15 protein-coding genes are annotated in these 13,553 nt (G+C 68.5%); 12 read left to right on the top strand and 3 right to left on the bottom strand.

What is annotated here, in order from left to right; all coding sequences use genetic code 11:
- Nucleotides 1–29: 29 nt before the first annotated feature.
- Nucleotides 30–1,250: a helix-turn-helix domain-containing protein gene (locus QFZ47_RS00535; RefSeq protein WP_307653758.1), complete on the bottom strand. Its 1,221-nt coding sequence runs from the start codon at nucleotides 1,248–1,250 to the stop codon at nucleotides 30–32.
- A gap of 172 nt (nucleotides 1,251–1,422) precedes the next feature.
- On the opposite strand from QFZ47_RS00535, the gene QFZ47_RS00530 reads away from it, so the two are divergent.
- From QFZ47_RS00530 to QFZ47_RS00510, 5 genes are all read left to right on the top strand, one after another.
- Nucleotides 1,423–1,896, top strand: coding sequence for a (2Fe-2S)-binding protein (locus QFZ47_RS00530; protein WP_307653757.1), 474 nt, complete (start codon nucleotides 1,423–1,425; stop codon nucleotides 1,894–1,896).
- Between the two features lie 13 nt (nucleotides 1,897–1,909).
- Nucleotides 1,910–4,165 (top strand): xanthine dehydrogenase family protein molybdopterin-binding subunit, encoded by a 2,256-nt coding sequence (locus QFZ47_RS00525; RefSeq protein ID WP_307653756.1) that lies wholly within the window; start codon nucleotides 1,910–1,912, stop codon nucleotides 4,163–4,165.
- Between the two features lie 17 nt (nucleotides 4,166–4,182).
- Entirely contained in the window at nucleotides 4,183–4,524 is a 342-nt protein-coding gene (locus QFZ47_RS00520) for a c-type cytochrome (protein WP_307653755.1), read from the top strand.
- Nucleotides 4,525–4,640: 116 nt separating this feature from the next.
- Entirely contained in the window at nucleotides 4,641–4,889 is a 249-nt protein-coding gene (locus tag QFZ47_RS00515) for a hypothetical protein (protein WP_307653754.1), read from the top strand.
- 96 nt (nucleotides 4,890–4,985) lie between these two features.
- Complete coding sequence (locus QFZ47_RS00510; RefSeq protein WP_307653753.1) at nucleotides 4,986–5,159, top strand: hypothetical protein; 174 nt, start codon at nucleotides 4,986–4,988, stop codon at nucleotides 5,157–5,159.
- A 181-nt stretch (nucleotides 5,160–5,340) separates the two neighbouring features.
- Here the strand turns inward: QFZ47_RS00510 and norR are convergent, their stop codons facing one another.
- On the bottom strand, nucleotides 5,341–6,918 hold the full coding sequence (gene norR, locus QFZ47_RS00505; protein WP_370880547.1) for a nitric oxide reductase transcriptional regulator NorR: 1,578 nt from the start codon (nucleotides 6,916–6,918) through the stop codon (nucleotides 5,341–5,343).
- Nucleotides 6,919–7,056: 138 nt separating this feature from the next.
- Between norR and hmpA the strand changes: the two genes are divergently transcribed.
- The 7 genes from hmpA to QFZ47_RS00470 all read left to right on the top strand — a co-directional run bounded on the left by hmpA (nucleotide 7,057) and on the right by QFZ47_RS00470 (nucleotide 12,205).
- Nucleotides 7,057–8,241: an NO-inducible flavohemoprotein gene (gene hmpA, locus QFZ47_RS00500; protein ID WP_307653751.1), complete on the top strand. Its 1,185-nt coding sequence runs from the start codon at nucleotides 7,057–7,059 to the stop codon at nucleotides 8,239–8,241.
- 78 nt (nucleotides 8,242–8,319) lie between these two features.
- Complete coding sequence (locus QFZ47_RS00495; RefSeq protein ID WP_307653750.1) at nucleotides 8,320–8,601, top strand: hypothetical protein; 282 nt, start codon at nucleotides 8,320–8,322, stop codon at nucleotides 8,599–8,601.
- A 143-nt stretch (nucleotides 8,602–8,744) separates the two neighbouring features.
- The gene (locus QFZ47_RS00490) at nucleotides 8,745–9,116 is read left to right on the top strand and encodes a response regulator transcription factor (RefSeq protein ID WP_307653749.1); all 372 of its coding nucleotides are present in this window, start codon (nucleotides 8,745–8,747) and stop codon (nucleotides 9,114–9,116) included.
- A gap of 54 nt (nucleotides 9,117–9,170) precedes the next feature.
- Entirely contained in the window at nucleotides 9,171–10,406 is a 1,236-nt protein-coding gene (gene clsB / locus QFZ47_RS00485) for a cardiolipin synthase ClsB (RefSeq protein ID WP_307653748.1), read from the top strand.
- A 332-nt stretch (nucleotides 10,407–10,738) separates the two neighbouring features.
- Nucleotides 10,739–11,158, top strand: coding sequence for a CBS domain-containing protein (locus QFZ47_RS00480; RefSeq protein ID WP_307653747.1), 420 nt, complete (start codon nucleotides 10,739–10,741; stop codon nucleotides 11,156–11,158).
- A gap of 287 nt (nucleotides 11,159–11,445) precedes the next feature.
- Complete coding sequence (locus QFZ47_RS00475; RefSeq protein ID WP_307653746.1) at nucleotides 11,446–12,003, top strand: type 1 glutamine amidotransferase domain-containing protein; 558 nt, start codon at nucleotides 11,446–11,448, stop codon at nucleotides 12,001–12,003.
- Between the two features lies 1 nt (nucleotide 12,004).
- Nucleotides 12,005–12,205 carry a hypothetical protein gene (locus QFZ47_RS00470; RefSeq protein ID WP_307653745.1) on the top strand — a complete coding sequence of 67 codons (201 nt, stop codon included), beginning with the start codon at nucleotides 12,005–12,007 and terminating at the stop codon, nucleotides 12,203–12,205.
- A gap of 235 nt (nucleotides 12,206–12,440) precedes the next feature.
- Here the strand turns inward: QFZ47_RS00470 and QFZ47_RS00465 are convergent, their stop codons facing one another.
- Complete coding sequence (locus QFZ47_RS00465; protein ID WP_307653744.1) at nucleotides 12,441–13,457, bottom strand: alpha/beta fold hydrolase; 1,017 nt, start codon at nucleotides 13,455–13,457, stop codon at nucleotides 12,441–12,443.
- Nucleotides 13,458–13,553 lie beyond the last annotated feature (96 nt).

Genomic DNA, 13,553 nt, shown 5'->3' with positions numbered 1-13,553 from the left:
GCTCCGGGATCGGCGCCTTGGAGACAACTCTATTCAATCGGCAGCGCGCCGGGGAGTAACAAGATCGTCGTGAATCCCGCAAGCGGCGGCGCGAGCCAGCGCTGCGCCCGCGCCCGGCCGATGGCGCGCACCCGCCCCTCGGCCTCGAGCTCGGCCAGCGCGCGCTGCACCGTGCGCTGGCTCGCGTCCAGCGCCAAGGCCAGCGCCGAGGTCGACCACGCCGCCCCGTCGGACAGCAGCGCCACCAGCGAGGCCTGCTCGCCGTCGATGGGCGGCGCGAGCAAGACCACCTCGCGTGCATCGCGCGGCCTGAGCGCAAAGCCGCGCGCCGTGGCCTCGATGCCGGCCTGCATCGCGACCAGCGCGCGCAGGCGGCCGATCTCGACCCGCAGGCGCGCACGCAGCGTCTCGTCGGGATGGCGGGTGTTGAACGCGTAGGCGATCAGCGCCTCGCGGTCGACGTCGCCGGGCCAGGCCTCGGCAAGCGCGCGAGCGAGCGCGAACAGCACCGGCCGGCGCGCCAGCGGCCGCCATGCGTCGCCGGCGCCCACGCCGCGGCGGCAGGCGTCGACCACCAGCGCATTCGAGGCCCGCAGCGCCGCGACTTCGTCGAGCCGCAGCGCCTGTTCGCCGCCCGCAAAGAGCCGCCGTGCCGCGGGACGATCGAGCGCGGCCCGCGCGTCAGCCACTTCGGCCGAGAGCGCCGGCACGCGCGCGCGGTCGGCCGCCTCCTGCGCGCGGGCCAGCGCTGCGCGCGCCGGGCCGATGTGCAGCGAGCGCAGCGCCAGCTCCATGGCGCTCAGTTCGGCCACCGCCGCCAGCGCCGGCGGCAGGTCGTGCACGTCGAGCGGCGCCAGCGCGGCGCGGGCGGCCTCGAGCCGGCCGAGCAGCAGGAGCTGGCGCGCCGCGATGAGCCGCGCCTGCAGCGCATTGGCACGGTCGGCGTGCGCATCGAGCGTGGCCGCCGCCGCCGCCAGCGCGCGCGGCGAGCCGCCGAGATCGCGCATGGCCATGGCCACCTCGGCTTCGGCCACCACACAGCGCGCGCGCGCCAGTTCCTCGTGAGCCCCGAAGCCGCGCGCGGCCCGCCGCAGCAATTCGCGGGCGCGCGGATGCTCGCCGAGCTGGGCCATCGCGATGCCGCGCAGGGCCAGCGCCGGCGGATCTTCGCGCAGCGCGACCCGCTTGAGCGCGCCGAGCGCATCACCGGCGGCCAGGGCGCGAGCGGAGGCTGCAATCAGGGAATCCATGGCGCGAGGCTACACCGGCGCATGGCGGCGTCCGTCCGGTGAGCCAGCTTTATGAAGCCTGGCTTCACAGGGCATGCAATATTCGCCACTGTTTCTTTTTGAAGCTTGTTCCTACAGTCGCCTCCAGCGCCATCCGGCGCCACCCACCCCACGAAGAAGAACGGACCCCACCATGAGCGCGCTCAACGTCAACGGCCGCGACCACACGGTCGACGCCGACCCCGGCACCCCCATCCTCTGGGCCCTGCGCGATACGCTGGGCATGACCGGCACCAAGTTCGGCTGCGGCGCCGCGCTGTGCGGCGCCTGCACGGTGCATCTGGACGGCCAGGCCATCCGCTCGTGCATCACGCCCATCTCCGCCGCCGAGGGCAAGAAGATCGTCACCATCGAAGCCGCCACCGACGGCAGCGACCCCGTGGGTGCCGCCGTGCACGCGGCATGGGTCCGGCACGACGTGGCGCAGTGCGGCTACTGCCAGAGCGGCCAGATCATGAGCGCCACGGCGTTCCTCAAATCGCAGCCCCAGGGCAAGCAGCCCACGGCGGCCGAGATCGATGCCGCCATGGCCGGCAACATCTGCCGCTGCGGCACCTATGCCCGCATCCGCGCCGCGGTGGCCGATGCCGCCAAAACCCTGGCTTGAAGGAGCGTCCGCCATGCTGCCCACCCATATCGATCCCAGCGAACTGCCGCGCGCCCTGCAACGCCTGATGGCCGCCAGCCAGCAGCAACCCGAAGACACCGCCGCGCTGCCGCGCCGCAGCTTCCTGAAGCTGGCCGGCGCCGGCGGCCTTGCGCTCGGCGCCTTTCCCCACATGGCCATGGCGCAGGCCACCGGCAAGGGAGCGGCGGCCGGCGCCCTCAAGCCGACGCAGCAGCCCTCGGCCTTCGTGCAGATCGCCCCCAACGGCGAAGTCACCGTGACGCAGAACCGGCTGGAATTCGGCCAGGGCGTGCAGACGGGCCTGCCGATGATCCTGGCCGAGGAGCTCGATGCCGACTGGAGCATGGTGCGCAGCAAGAGCGGCACCAACGACCCCGCCTACCACGACCCCGTCTTCGGCATGCACCTCACGGGCGGCTCCAACTCGATCAAGAACAGCTTCACGCAGTACCGCGAACTGGGCGCGCGCGCCCGCGCCATGCTGCTGTCGGCGGCCGCGGCGCGCTGGAACGTCGACGTGGCCACGCTGCGCACGCAGGCTGGCACCGTGCTGGGCCCGAACGGCCGCAAGCTGGGTTATGGCGAACTGGCCGAAGCCGCCATGGCCCTGCCGGTGCCCGAGAAGGTCACGCTGAAGGACCCGAAGGACTTCAGGATCATCGGCCGCCCGACCACGCGGCTGGACGCGCGCGCCAAAAGCAGCGGCCGGCAGGACTTCGGCATCGACGTCAAGCATGCCGGCCAGCTCACGGCGGTGGTGGCGCATCCGCCGGTGTTCGGCGCGCGGCTCGCCTCGGTGGACGACAGTGCCGCGCGCGCCGTCAAGGGCGTGAAGGCCGTGCTGCGCGTGCCGCTGGACCGCGGCGCCGAGGGCGTGGCCGTGGTGGCCGACGGCTACTGGCCCGCCAAGCTGGGCCGCGATGCGCTCAAGCTGCAGTGGGACACGGGCGCCGTCGAGAAGGTCGACAGCGACAAGCAATTGGTGCAGTACCGTGAACTGGCCGCCAAGCCAGGTCCGCGCAAGTTCGACGCCGACATGGCGCCGCTCGCCAAGGCGCCCAGGCACCTCGAAGCCGAGTTCGTGTTCCCCTATCTTGCCCACGCGCCCATGGAGCCGCTGAACTGCACCGTCAAGCTGTCGGCCGACAGCGCCGAGCTGTGGGTCGGCACGCAGAGCGCCGGGCTCGACGGCGCCGCGGCGGCGCGCGTGCTCGGCCTCAAGCCCGAGCAGGTCACGGTCAATGTGCAGATGGCGGGCGGCGGTTTCGGCCGGCGCTTCGTCGGTTCGAGCGACGTGGTGGTCGAGGCCTGCGAGATCGCCAAGGCCGCGCGCGCCGCCGGCCTGAATGCGCCGGTGCGCCTGCTGTGGAGCCGCGAGGACGACGTCAAGGGTGGCTACTACCGTCCCATGCACCTGCACCGCGCGCGCATCGGCTTCGACGAGCGCGGCAAGGTGCTGGCCTGGGACCACGTCATCGTGGGCCAGTCGATCACCACCGGCACGGTGTTCGGCGACTCGATGGTGAAGAACGGCATCGACGCCACGGCCGTCGAGGGCATGCGCGATCCCTATCCGCTGCCGATGCGCCTGACCGTGCACCACCCCAAGCTCAACGTGCCGGTGCTGTGGTGGCGCAGCGTGGGTTCCACCCACACCGCCTTCGTGATGGAGACCCTGCTCGACGAGGTCGCGCGCAGCACGAAGCAGGACCCGGTGGCCTACCGCATGCAGCTCTTCGGCGACAAGCACCCGCGCCACCGCGCCGCGCTGCAGCTCGCCGTCGACCAGAGCGGCTACGGCAAGAAGAAACTCCCCACCGGCCGTGCCTGGGGCGTGGCCGTGCACGAATCCTTCGAGTCCGTGGTGGCCTACGTGGTGGAGGCTTCGGTGAAGGATGGCCAGCCGGTGCTGCACCGCGCCACCGCCGGGGTGCACTGCAACCTGGCCGTCAATCCGCGCAGCGTGGAAGCCCAGGTGCAGGGCGCCGCGGTCATGGGCCTGTCGATGTGCCTGCCGGGTGCGGCCATCACGTTGAAGAACGGTGAAGTGCAGCAGAGCAACTTCGGCGACTTCACCGTGGCGCGCATCACCGACATGCCCGAGTTCGCCGTGCACATCGTGCCGAGCGCGGAGCCGCCCAAGGGCATCGGCGAGCCGGGCCTGCCGCCGCTGGCGCCGGCCTTCGCGAACGCCATCGCGCAGCTGACCGGCAAGCCGTTGCGCCAGCTGCCTTTCAACCTGGCATGAGCGAAGGAAGGCACACGATGATTGACCTGCGCAAGCAGCACGCCGCGGCCTCTGTCGCCCTGGTCCTCGGGCTCTGCGCGAGCGCAGTGTGGCCGGATCACGCGGCAGCCAGCCAGGCACTGGCGCAGAAGTACGCCTGCGTCGCGTGCCACCAGCCCGCAGCCAAGGTGGTGGGTCCGTCGTGGAAGGACATCGGCGCACGGTATGGCGACGGAAAGACCAGCGCGGCGCAGCTGGCCGCGAGCATCAAGGCCGGCAGTTCGGGAAAGTGGGGCGCCATGCCCATGCCGCCGCAAGGCCGGGTGCCCGACGCCGACCTGCAGTCGCTCGCGCAATGGCTGCTCGACGGCGCTCCGTGATCGGCATCCGGTGAGCCGCCGCCGCCCGCAAAGCGGCGCAAGACCGGTCCCTAGAATGCCGCGTGCGCTGCAACGCCGGCGCGCGGCCTGTCCGCAGCTCGAGGGGCAATATCGAAATGGTGCGCTGGCTGATGGGGCACGGCGTGCCGTCGCCCATGAACGACACTCCGCCGCTCTCCGCCAAGGATGTCAAAGGGTATCTTCTCGTGCAAACCGAAGACGTTCAGCGCCGGGAAGAACAACTTAAATCGCTTCGTGGCAATGATTTCGAAAATCAGAAATCGTTGACTAGCGCGATCAATGAAGCCAAGAGAAAAGCCGAAGGCTACAGGCAGCTTATCGAGTTATTGAATACAAGCAGGTAGCGATCGGCGGTCTTAGGGAGGTTGATTGAAGAAGCTTCAACTTCCTCGATGCGCAGGGCCGTATGCGGTATTCAGATTCGCCTCCTGAGGCCGCCGATGCGTCGCTTCCTGGGCCAGGCGCGTGGCAATCGCTTGTTCAACGGCTTTCCGGGAAGCGAGTTGCAACCGGCCGCATTGGGCGCAGCGGTACAGCCGTCGCGAAGGAAACAGACGCATCCACAGGTGCCGCTGGAGGCGCTTCAGGTGGCCGAAGCCGCACGGGCAACTTGAAAACAGGTTTTCCAAGACAAGCTCCAAATGGGTTCGCAGTACCGAGCTTGTCTCTTGCTGGAACTTCTCGGCTTCCGGCAGCTTCGTTGCGTCAAGTAATTATTTGTCGAAATTTCGTCTGATTGTGTGGAGATTGGTAACGGTTAACACTCCCACAAAATGGGGAGCGGCGATCGGCCGTTCAGGGCGCACTGTCCGGGCGCGGCACGCCGAGCTTACGCAGCGTCCGGTGGAAGTTGCTGCGGTCGATGCCGGCCTCGCGCGCGGCATTGGCCACGTGCCCGCGATGCCGCGCCAGGGCATCGGCGAGCCAGGCCCGCTGGAACGCCTCGGTGGCTTCGCGCAGCGTGCCGCCGCCGGTGGCAGCAAGACTCGCATGGCTGCCCGCTGGCGCCGGTGCAGACGGCGCCGATGGCGGCACCACGGGGCTGCCCGAAGCCTCCAGCGCGAGGTGATGCGGCTCGATCGCCGTCCAGCGCGCGCCGCGGCGCTGCTCCTTGAAGGCGCGCAGCGATGCGCGGCTGATCACGTGCTCGAGCTCGCGCACGTTGCCCGGCCAGCTGTGCGCGAGGAGGGCGGCCTTGGCGGCCGGCGAAAGCCGCAGGTTGCGCGCGCCCAGGCGATGCTGGTTCTCTTCGAGAAAGCCGCCCGCGAGCGCCACCACGTCGCGCCCGCGCTCGCGCAGCGGCGGCACGACCAGCGGATAGACCGACAGCCGGTGGTAGAGGTCGGCACGGAAGCGGCCCTGCGCGATCGCGGCGGGCAGATCGCGGTTGGTGGCCGCGATCACGCGCACGTCGACCTTCAAGGTGCGATCGCTGCCGGGCCGCTGCACCTCGCCGCTCTGCAGCACGCGCAAGAGCTTGGCCTGCACCGTCAGCGGCAGTTCGCCGACCTCGTCGAGAAAGAGCGTGCCGCCGTCGGCGATCTCGAACTTGCCGCTGCGGTCCTGCACCGCGCCGGTGAAGGCGCCGCGCTTGTGGCCGAAGAGCTCGCTGTCGGCCAGGGTCTCGGGCAGCGCTGCGCAGTTCACCTGCACCAGCGGCTGGTCGGAGCGGCGCGAGCGCGCATGCAGGCGCTGCGCCACCAGGTCCTTGCCCACGCCGGTCTCGCCGAGCAGCAGCACCGTGAGGTCGGACACCGCGACGGTGTCGATCTCGCTGCACAGCTGCTTCATCGCGGAGCTGCTTCCGAGCAGTTCGCGCGTGGCGCCGCGCCCCGAGCGCAGGGCCTGCGCGACGGCCTGCTCGCGCATGGCGCGCGCTTCCATTTCCTGGATCGTGTGGGCGGCCTCGATGCCGGTTTCGACCAGCGCCACCAGCGCGTCGAGCTGCGCCGGACCCACGGCCTCGAAGGTGCCGGCCTCGAGCGCGTCCAGCGTCAGCAGGCCCCAGACGGCGCCGCGCAGCCGCAGCGGCGCGCCCATGCAGTCGTGCACGGGCAGGATGCCCGGCTGGCCCGCGACGAGGCCGTCGTACGGGTCGGGCAGGCCGCAGTCGTGCGCGAAGCGCAGGCCGCGTCCGCTCTCGAGCAGGCGGGCGAAGCGCGGATGCGAGGCCACCGGGAACTGCCGCCCCAGCGTTTCGTCGCTCAGGCCGTCCACGGCCAGCGGCCGCAGGACATCGCCGTCGAGCCGCAGCAGCGCGGCCGCATCGCATCGCACAAGGCCGCGCGCCGCGGCAAGGAGCGACCGGTAGCGCGGGCCCTCGGTGGCCGCATTCGCTTCGACGGCGGTCAAATTGACACTTGATGTGGTCATAAATACAACGTGAATCTTGTTGCGAATTTGACCACGCATCGAAAACCCCAGTGCTGGCAGGCACTTGCGCGCGGCCGCCGACTGGCACGGATCGTGAGAGGAGAAGGACATCTCAACTGCCGACCCCGAAAGCCACAGATGACCCCGCAAACCATCGCCATCGTCAAAGCCACCGTTCCCGCGCTCCAGGCGCACGGGGAGGCCATCACCAGCCACTTCTACCGGATCATGTTCGAGACCCATCCGGAGGTGAAGGCCTTCTTCAACGAGGCGCACCAGGCCGCGGGCAGCCAGGCACGTGCACTGGCGGGCGCGGTGCTGGCCTATGCCACGCACATCGACCGGCTGGACGAGATTGCCGGCGCGCTGCCGCGCATCATCCAGAAGCACGCCGCGCTGGGCGTGCTGCCCGAGCACTACCCGGTGGTCGGCGGCTGCCTGCTGCAGGCCATCAAGGATGTGCTCGGCGATGCGGCGACCGACGAGATCATCGCGGCCTGGGGCGAAGCCTATCAATCGCTCGCGGCGCTGCTCATCGCCGCCGAGGAAGAGGTCTACCGCGCCAACGCCGCGCAGACCGGCGGCTGGCGCGGCGAGCGCGAGTTCCGCGTGGCGCGGCGCGAGGCCGAGAGCGAAGTCATCACCTCCTTCTACCTGGAGCCCACCGACGGCGGCCCGCTGCTCGCGTTCTCGCCGGGCCAGTACCTCACGCTGGTGCTGGACATCGATGGCGAGCCACTGCGGCGCAACTACTCGCTGTCCGACGCGCCCGGCAAGCCCTGGTACCGCATCAGCGTCAAGCAGGAGGAGGGGGGCCGGGCCTCGAACTGGCTGCACGAAGCGGCGACGGTGGGCACCGTCCTGCGTGTGCAGGCGCCTTGCGGCGACTTCGTGCTGCAGCCCGCGGGCGAGCATGTGCGCCCGCTGGTGCTGGTGACGGGCGGCGTGGGCATCACGCCGGCCATGAGCATGCTCGAGTCGGTGGCGCACACCGGCCGGCCGGTGCACTTCATTCATGCCGCGCGGCATGGCGGCGCCCACGCGTTCCGTTCGCGCGTCGATGCGTTGGCGGCGCAGCATGCCAACGTGAAGCCGCTCTATGTCTACGATGCGCCACGCGAATCCGACCAGCCGCATGCGACCGGCTTCGTCACGCGCGAGCTGCTCGCGCAGCAGCTGCCGGCCGACCGCGACGTCGACCTCTACTTTCTCGGGCCGAAGCCTTTCATGAAGGCGGTGTATGCGAGCGGCCTTGCGCTCGGCGTGCCCAAGCAGCAGTTGCGCTATGAGTTCTTCGGGCCGCTGGAGGCGCTCGGGGTATAGGGCGGCCTACCCATTTGTCGACGCTTCGGCGGCGCCGGTATACGATGAAAGCGTACTCGTACTCGCAAGGAGATCGGTATGCCCAACGCTAAAGCGCCTGAGAGTAGCAGCAGCCGTGCCGTCGAACGCGCTCTGGACGAAAGCAAGCAGGTAAAGAAAACGGTGGAGGAAGCCGCGGACGAACTCGCTCTCGTTCACGTGGTTCTGGACAAGGGCGTTGCCCGGGACGTGCGCAGCGACGACCTCGACCGTGCGATCGAACAGACCGATGAGATCGAGAAGAAGCTCTCGAAGTCTGTCGATCTGCTGGAGAAGGTCGCCGAAGCGTTGGAATCCGAAAGCAACAAGAAGGCGCCATAAGGCTCATCGGCGGCGCGCTTCCTGAGCACCGCCCCCAAGTCGAGAAGCCTGCCTACAAGGACAGGGAAACCCAGGCCGTAAAAAGAACCGATTGGTGGTTGCGTTCCGTTGTCCAAGGGCCTCCAGACGCCGAAAGCGTATGCATGCCACTCACTACGATCCTTGTCGAGGACAGCCGGACGATCCGGGACAATCTGATTCCTGCGCTGGAAGAACTGGCCGGCGTCCACGTCGTGGCGAGCGCCGAGACGGCTGAAGGGGCCATCGACGCCCTCGCGCTGCATGGCTCCTGGCAACTGGTCATCGTCGACCTCTTCCTCAGAGAGGGCTCGGGTCTGACGGTCATCCGCGCCTGCCAGGGCCGCTCCAAAGACAAGCATCTGATCGTTCTGACGAACTACCCGAGCGCCGAAATGCGCCGCCGCTGCCTGGCGCTTGGCGCCGATGCGGTCTTCGACAAGTCCACCGAGCTCGATGCTTTTTTCGAGCACTGCCTGGGCTACCAGGCCCGGTGAGGTCCAGTTGCGCACGGGCCCCGCTCGCTCCAGACGAACTGCCCGGCCCTGGCCATGAAGAACACATCCGCAAGAGGCCTTGCCCGATCTCGCTGGGTTCCAGGCAACCGGGTCTCCCTCCTGGAGAATGGGGAGGAGTTCTTTCCGCGCGTGTTCGAGGCCGTGCGGCGCGCGCAGCGCGAGGTGATCATCGAGACCTTCATCCTGTACGAAGACAAGGTCGGCACGGAACTGCATGCGTGCCTGTGCTCGGCCGCCAGGCGCGGCGTCCGGGTCGACGTGCTGATCGACGGCTTCGGCTCACCCAATTTGTCCGAGGCGTTCATCGACGGGATGGCTTCGGCCGGCGTCAGGCTCAGGGTGTTCGATCCGGGCCACAGCATCCTGGGGCAGCGGCTGAACCTGCTTCGCCGGATGCATCGCAAGATCGTGGTTGTCGATGATGCGTGTGCATTCGTCGGCGGCATCAACTTTTCCGCCGATCAGCTGCTCGATTTCGGAGACACGGCCAAGCAGGACTACGCGGTGGAACTGAATGGGCCGATCGTGCAGGTGATCCGCCGTTTCGCCGCGCACGCGATTGCTGCCGACAAGAAGGCGCAAAGCGTGCGCAGCCTTCGCCCCGGGCCGTCGGAGCCCCAGCCGGAAAGCGCCGGCCGCGCCGGCGGCCATGCACGTGCCGGCGAAGCCGAAGTGTGTCTCGTCACACGCGACAACTGGCGCCACACGAACAACATCGAGCGCCACTACCGCGTGGCCATCCGCAGCGCGAGGCATCGCGTCGTCATCGCCAATGCCTATTTCTTTCCCGGCTACCGCCTCATCCAGGACATGCGCAACGCTTCGCGGCGAGGCGTCGACGTGCGCCTGATCCTTCAGGGCGAGCCCGACATACCGATCGTCAGGGTCGCGGCCCGCATGCTGTACCACCACCTCCTGCTTGCCGGCGTGAGCATCTTCGAATATTGCGAGCGGCCGATGCATGCAAAGGTGGCGCTCACGGACGACTGCTGGAGCACCGTGGGCTCGAGCAACCTGGATCCGCTGAGCTTGGCGCTCAATCTCGAGGCCAACGTGGTGGTGCATGACCAGGCATTCAACCGTGCCTTGTCCGAGCGGCTCGAGCGCATGAGCAGCCATTGCAAGCGGATCGAGGCCGCGGACCTGGGCAAATGGAGCAGCTGGCGGCTGGTGCGCAGCCTTGTCGTCTTTCACCTGCTGCGGTGGTATCCCTCATGGATTGCATGGCTGCCGCACCACGCGCCCCGCGTGACTCCGCTCGGCCATTGACCTCGGCCAATCGGCCTTCCTGTCGAATGCAAGCTGCCCGCCGTCACTTGCCGGCCTGGTGCGCGGCGCGCGTCCGTGCAGCCTTGCGGGCGGCATGCGAGCGTTCGGCGGGGCTCCTGGTCTGCGCCGCCTTGCGCGCCGCTGCCGAGCGCTCTGCCGCAGTGCGCTCCTTGGATGGGGCCCTGGCGTGCCGGGCCAGCGCGGGCGCGGACGCCGTGAGCAACCGGATCCGTCAGCGAGGCCGATCACGTGCGTGGAAGGCCAAGTCCTACAGAAGAAAATCGGCAAGCGTTCGCATAGTCCCTCATGGGCCAAACCTCAAGGAGACTTCCATGCACACGATCAAGGATGTGATGAGCCGGGACGTGCAAGTCATCAGTCCCGATGCGACGATTGCCGAGGCCGCGCGGCAGATGCGCGACGGCGACTTCGGCATGATGCCGGTCGGCGAGAACGACCGGATGATCGGGTCCATCTCGGACCGCGACATTGCCGTGCGCGCGGTGGCCGAAGGCCGCGGCGGCGACACCAAGGTGCGCGACGTGATGTCCGACCGCATCCGGTGGGCCTACGAAGACGAGCCGGTCGAACGCGTGGTCGCGATCATGGGCGAGTACCAGATCCGGCGGCTGCCGATCGTCAGCCGCGACAAGCGCCTGGTGGGCATCGTGGCGCTGGGCGACATTGCGGTCAGGGAAGCCGAACCGGCTCCCGCGGCCGAAGCGCTGTGCGAGATTTCGGAGCCCGCCTGAGCGCCGCCGTCGGCGCAATTCCTACAGCGCTTTCGCATCCCGCTGACAGAAGGCGGCCATGCGGCGGCGCAGTCTGGTATCGGATGTGGTGCGCTCCTCTGGACCCCGACGGTGCTCTTGCGGAATCGAGCGAGCACGACAGGCATGGGATCGGACAGGCCGGCGCACAGCCAATGAGCGAAGCCCGTGGGCAAGGCGCATGGCATGAAAAGCGCACCACATCCCCCCAATGAACAGCAACGACCGGCCGCTGCCTTCTTTCGAAAACACGGCCGAAAGGATTCCACATGAGCAAAACCCTACTCGATGGCGCCAAGGTCGCCATTCTCGTGGCCGACGGCTTCGAGCAAGCCGAGATGACGGAACCCCGCAAGGCGCTCGATGCGGCGGGCGCCGCCACCAAAATCGTCTCGCCGAAGGACAGCACCGTGCGCGGCTGGAAGCACCACAAGCCGGCCGACGAGTTCAATGTCGACATACCGCTGCCGCAGGCGGCCGCGCACGAGTTCGATGCGCTCGTGCTGCCCGGCGGCGTCGTGAACCCCGATGCCTTGCGCATCAACGAGGAGGCCGTCGCCTTCGTCCGGGATTTCATCAAGGCCGGCAAGCCGGTGGCCGCGATCTGCCACGGACCGTGGACGCTGATCGAGGCCGATGCGGTGCGAGGCCGCACGATGACCTCGTGGCCTTCGCTGCGCACCGACCTGACGAATGCCGGCGCCAAGTGGGTGGACCGCGAGGTGGTGGTCGACGGCAACCTGATCACGAGCCGCAAGCCCCAGGATCTGCCGGTCTTCGACCGCGAGATGGTCAGGCTGTTTGCGGACGCCCGGGCGCATGCCTAACATGACCATTCAATGGGACGAACTCCGGGTCGCGTACGACGCGTGGCGTTCGGAGCGCGACAAGTTCGACCGCTGGATGACGGCCATTGCCGCCGGCGAGCCGTACGACAAGGCCGAGCTGCAAAGAGACATCGAAGAGCTCGACGCGAGGCACAAGGTCTTTCTGGAGAAGGCCGGGCCCTTCGTCCAGCCGGCGGTCTAGGCGCACTGGCCGTCAGTCGTCCTTCTTGCCGCAGGCCAGCGAAAAGGCAATGGCCAGCGCCAACCCGATGCCGATTCCCATCGTGACGTTGTCGATCAGCACGCCGATGCCGCCGAGAAACACCATGGCATGCCCGTGCGTTTTCGCGGCAGTCTTTGCGTCCTGCCGTGTTCGTCGCGCTCTGCCTGGTCAGCGCGTCAGCGTTGTGCTGGCGGCGGGCCTGATCTGATCGACGTCAGCGGCCATCGGCGCGAACCGCTTCGACAACGGACAGCACCGCATCGACCACCACCTGCGGCCGGTCGAGCTGGATGTCGTGCCCGGCATCTGCCACGAGCAGATGCCTGCCGCGCGAGGACCAGGCCGCGATCTCCTCGTGCATGTGTTTCCAGAGCGCCTGGACCTGCAGCCCCTGCTCGGGCGTGATCTTCATTCCGCGCAGTTCCGCGGCGGTGTACGGCGCCATCGCGGTCAGCACCACCAGCGGACGTTCGCCCAGGTCGCGGAAACCCTTGGCCTCGGCGAGCGAGGCGTCGGTCGCATCGCTTTCCGCGAGCTGCGTGCGCAGCGACTTGGGCGCAAAGGCGCGGATCGCCTGCATCTCGCGCGCGCTTCGATGCGGCGCCTGCGGCAGCAGCACCGGGGCCGCCGCGCGCAGCACGCCAAACGGCGCAAGCGCCACGCCGATGCGGGAGCGCATCGATCGCGATTCGGTCATGAAGCTCGCGACACGCTTGACCTGCTCCGGATGCGACGGATCGACCAGCACCAGCCCCGCCACCTCGGCGCCGAAGTCCCGGATGAAGCCCAGGCTGTAGAGCCCGCCGAGCGATTGCCCGACCAGCACGAAGGGGCCGCGTTCGCCCGCGTTGGCCAATGCGGTGCGCAAGTCGCGCGCCGCCTGCGCTGCGCCGGGAGGAGCGTTCGAAGGATCGCTCCACATCACCCCCGCGCGGCTGTAGGCGCATGCGCGCGTGTGCGCGGCGATCTTCGGCTGCACGGCCGTCCAGCTCAACGAGCCATCGACGCTCAGGCCCGCTTCGAACACGACGGTGGGTGAGCCGGCGCCCCGGCAGTCCAGCTGGATCCTTCGCCCGCCGATGTCGACCATCTTTCCGGGCGCTGGGAAGTCCCGCGCCGCGCGGTAACGGCCGATCTGCTCGTAGGCAATACCGCTCAAAACAGCCAGGGCGGCGAACGCCGCAGCCGCGGCAAGGCCGGCGCGCAGGGATCGGTGTCTTGAAGTTCTCACTGTGCGGCTTTATGGCACGAAGGCACCGTCGGGGGAACTGCAACGTGACAAAAAAGGATTCGAGATTTCGACAATCAGCTCTGTTGCACGCAATAC

It is taken from the genome of Variovorax paradoxus, from assembly GCF_030815975.1.
Lineage (GTDB): Bacteria > Pseudomonadota > Gammaproteobacteria > Burkholderiales > Burkholderiaceae_C > Variovorax > Variovorax paradoxus_N.
This window is presented reverse-complemented; position numbering and strand designations above follow the sequence as displayed.

What these genes read in the sequence shown, in the direction of transcription:
- QFZ47_RS00535 (WP_307653758.1), bottom strand. Translation starts at nt 1,250, where the DNA reads ATGGATTCCCTGATTGCAGCCTCCGCTCGCGCCCTGGCCGCCGGTGAT.
- QFZ47_RS00530 (WP_307653757.1), top strand. Translation starts at nt 1,423, where the DNA reads ATGAGCGCGCTCAACGTCAACGGCCGCGACCACACGGTCGACGCCGAC.
- QFZ47_RS00525 (WP_307653756.1), top strand. Translation starts at nt 1,910, where the DNA reads ATGCTGCCCACCCATATCGATCCCAGCGAACTGCCGCGCGCCCTGCAA.
- QFZ47_RS00520 (WP_307653755.1), top strand. Translation starts at nt 4,183, where the DNA reads ATGATTGACCTGCGCAAGCAGCACGCCGCGGCCTCTGTCGCCCTGGTC.
- QFZ47_RS00515 (WP_307653754.1), top strand. Translation starts at nt 4,641, where the DNA reads ATGGTGCGCTGGCTGATGGGGCACGGCGTGCCGTCGCCCATGAACGAC.
- QFZ47_RS00510 (WP_307653753.1), top strand. Translation starts at nt 4,986, where the DNA reads ATGCGTCGCTTCCTGGGCCAGGCGCGTGGCAATCGCTTGTTCAACGGC.
- norR (WP_370880547.1), bottom strand. Translation starts at nt 6,918, where the DNA reads ATGACCACATCAAGTGTCAATTTGACCGCCGTCGAAGCGAATGCGGCC.
- hmpA (WP_307653751.1), top strand. Translation starts at nt 7,057, where the DNA reads ATGACCCCGCAAACCATCGCCATCGTCAAAGCCACCGTTCCCGCGCTC.
- QFZ47_RS00495 (WP_307653750.1), top strand. Translation starts at nt 8,320, where the DNA reads ATGCCCAACGCTAAAGCGCCTGAGAGTAGCAGCAGCCGTGCCGTCGAA.
- QFZ47_RS00490 (WP_307653749.1), top strand. Translation starts at nt 8,745, where the DNA reads ATGCCACTCACTACGATCCTTGTCGAGGACAGCCGGACGATCCGGGAC.
- clsB (WP_307653748.1), top strand. Translation starts at nt 9,171, where the DNA reads ATGAAGAACACATCCGCAAGAGGCCTTGCCCGATCTCGCTGGGTTCCA.
- QFZ47_RS00480 (WP_307653747.1), top strand. Translation starts at nt 10,739, where the DNA reads ATGCACACGATCAAGGATGTGATGAGCCGGGACGTGCAAGTCATCAGT.
- QFZ47_RS00475 (WP_307653746.1), top strand. Translation starts at nt 11,446, where the DNA reads ATGAGCAAAACCCTACTCGATGGCGCCAAGGTCGCCATTCTCGTGGCC.
- QFZ47_RS00470 (WP_307653745.1), top strand. Translation starts at nt 12,005, where the DNA reads ATGACCATTCAATGGGACGAACTCCGGGTCGCGTACGACGCGTGGCGT.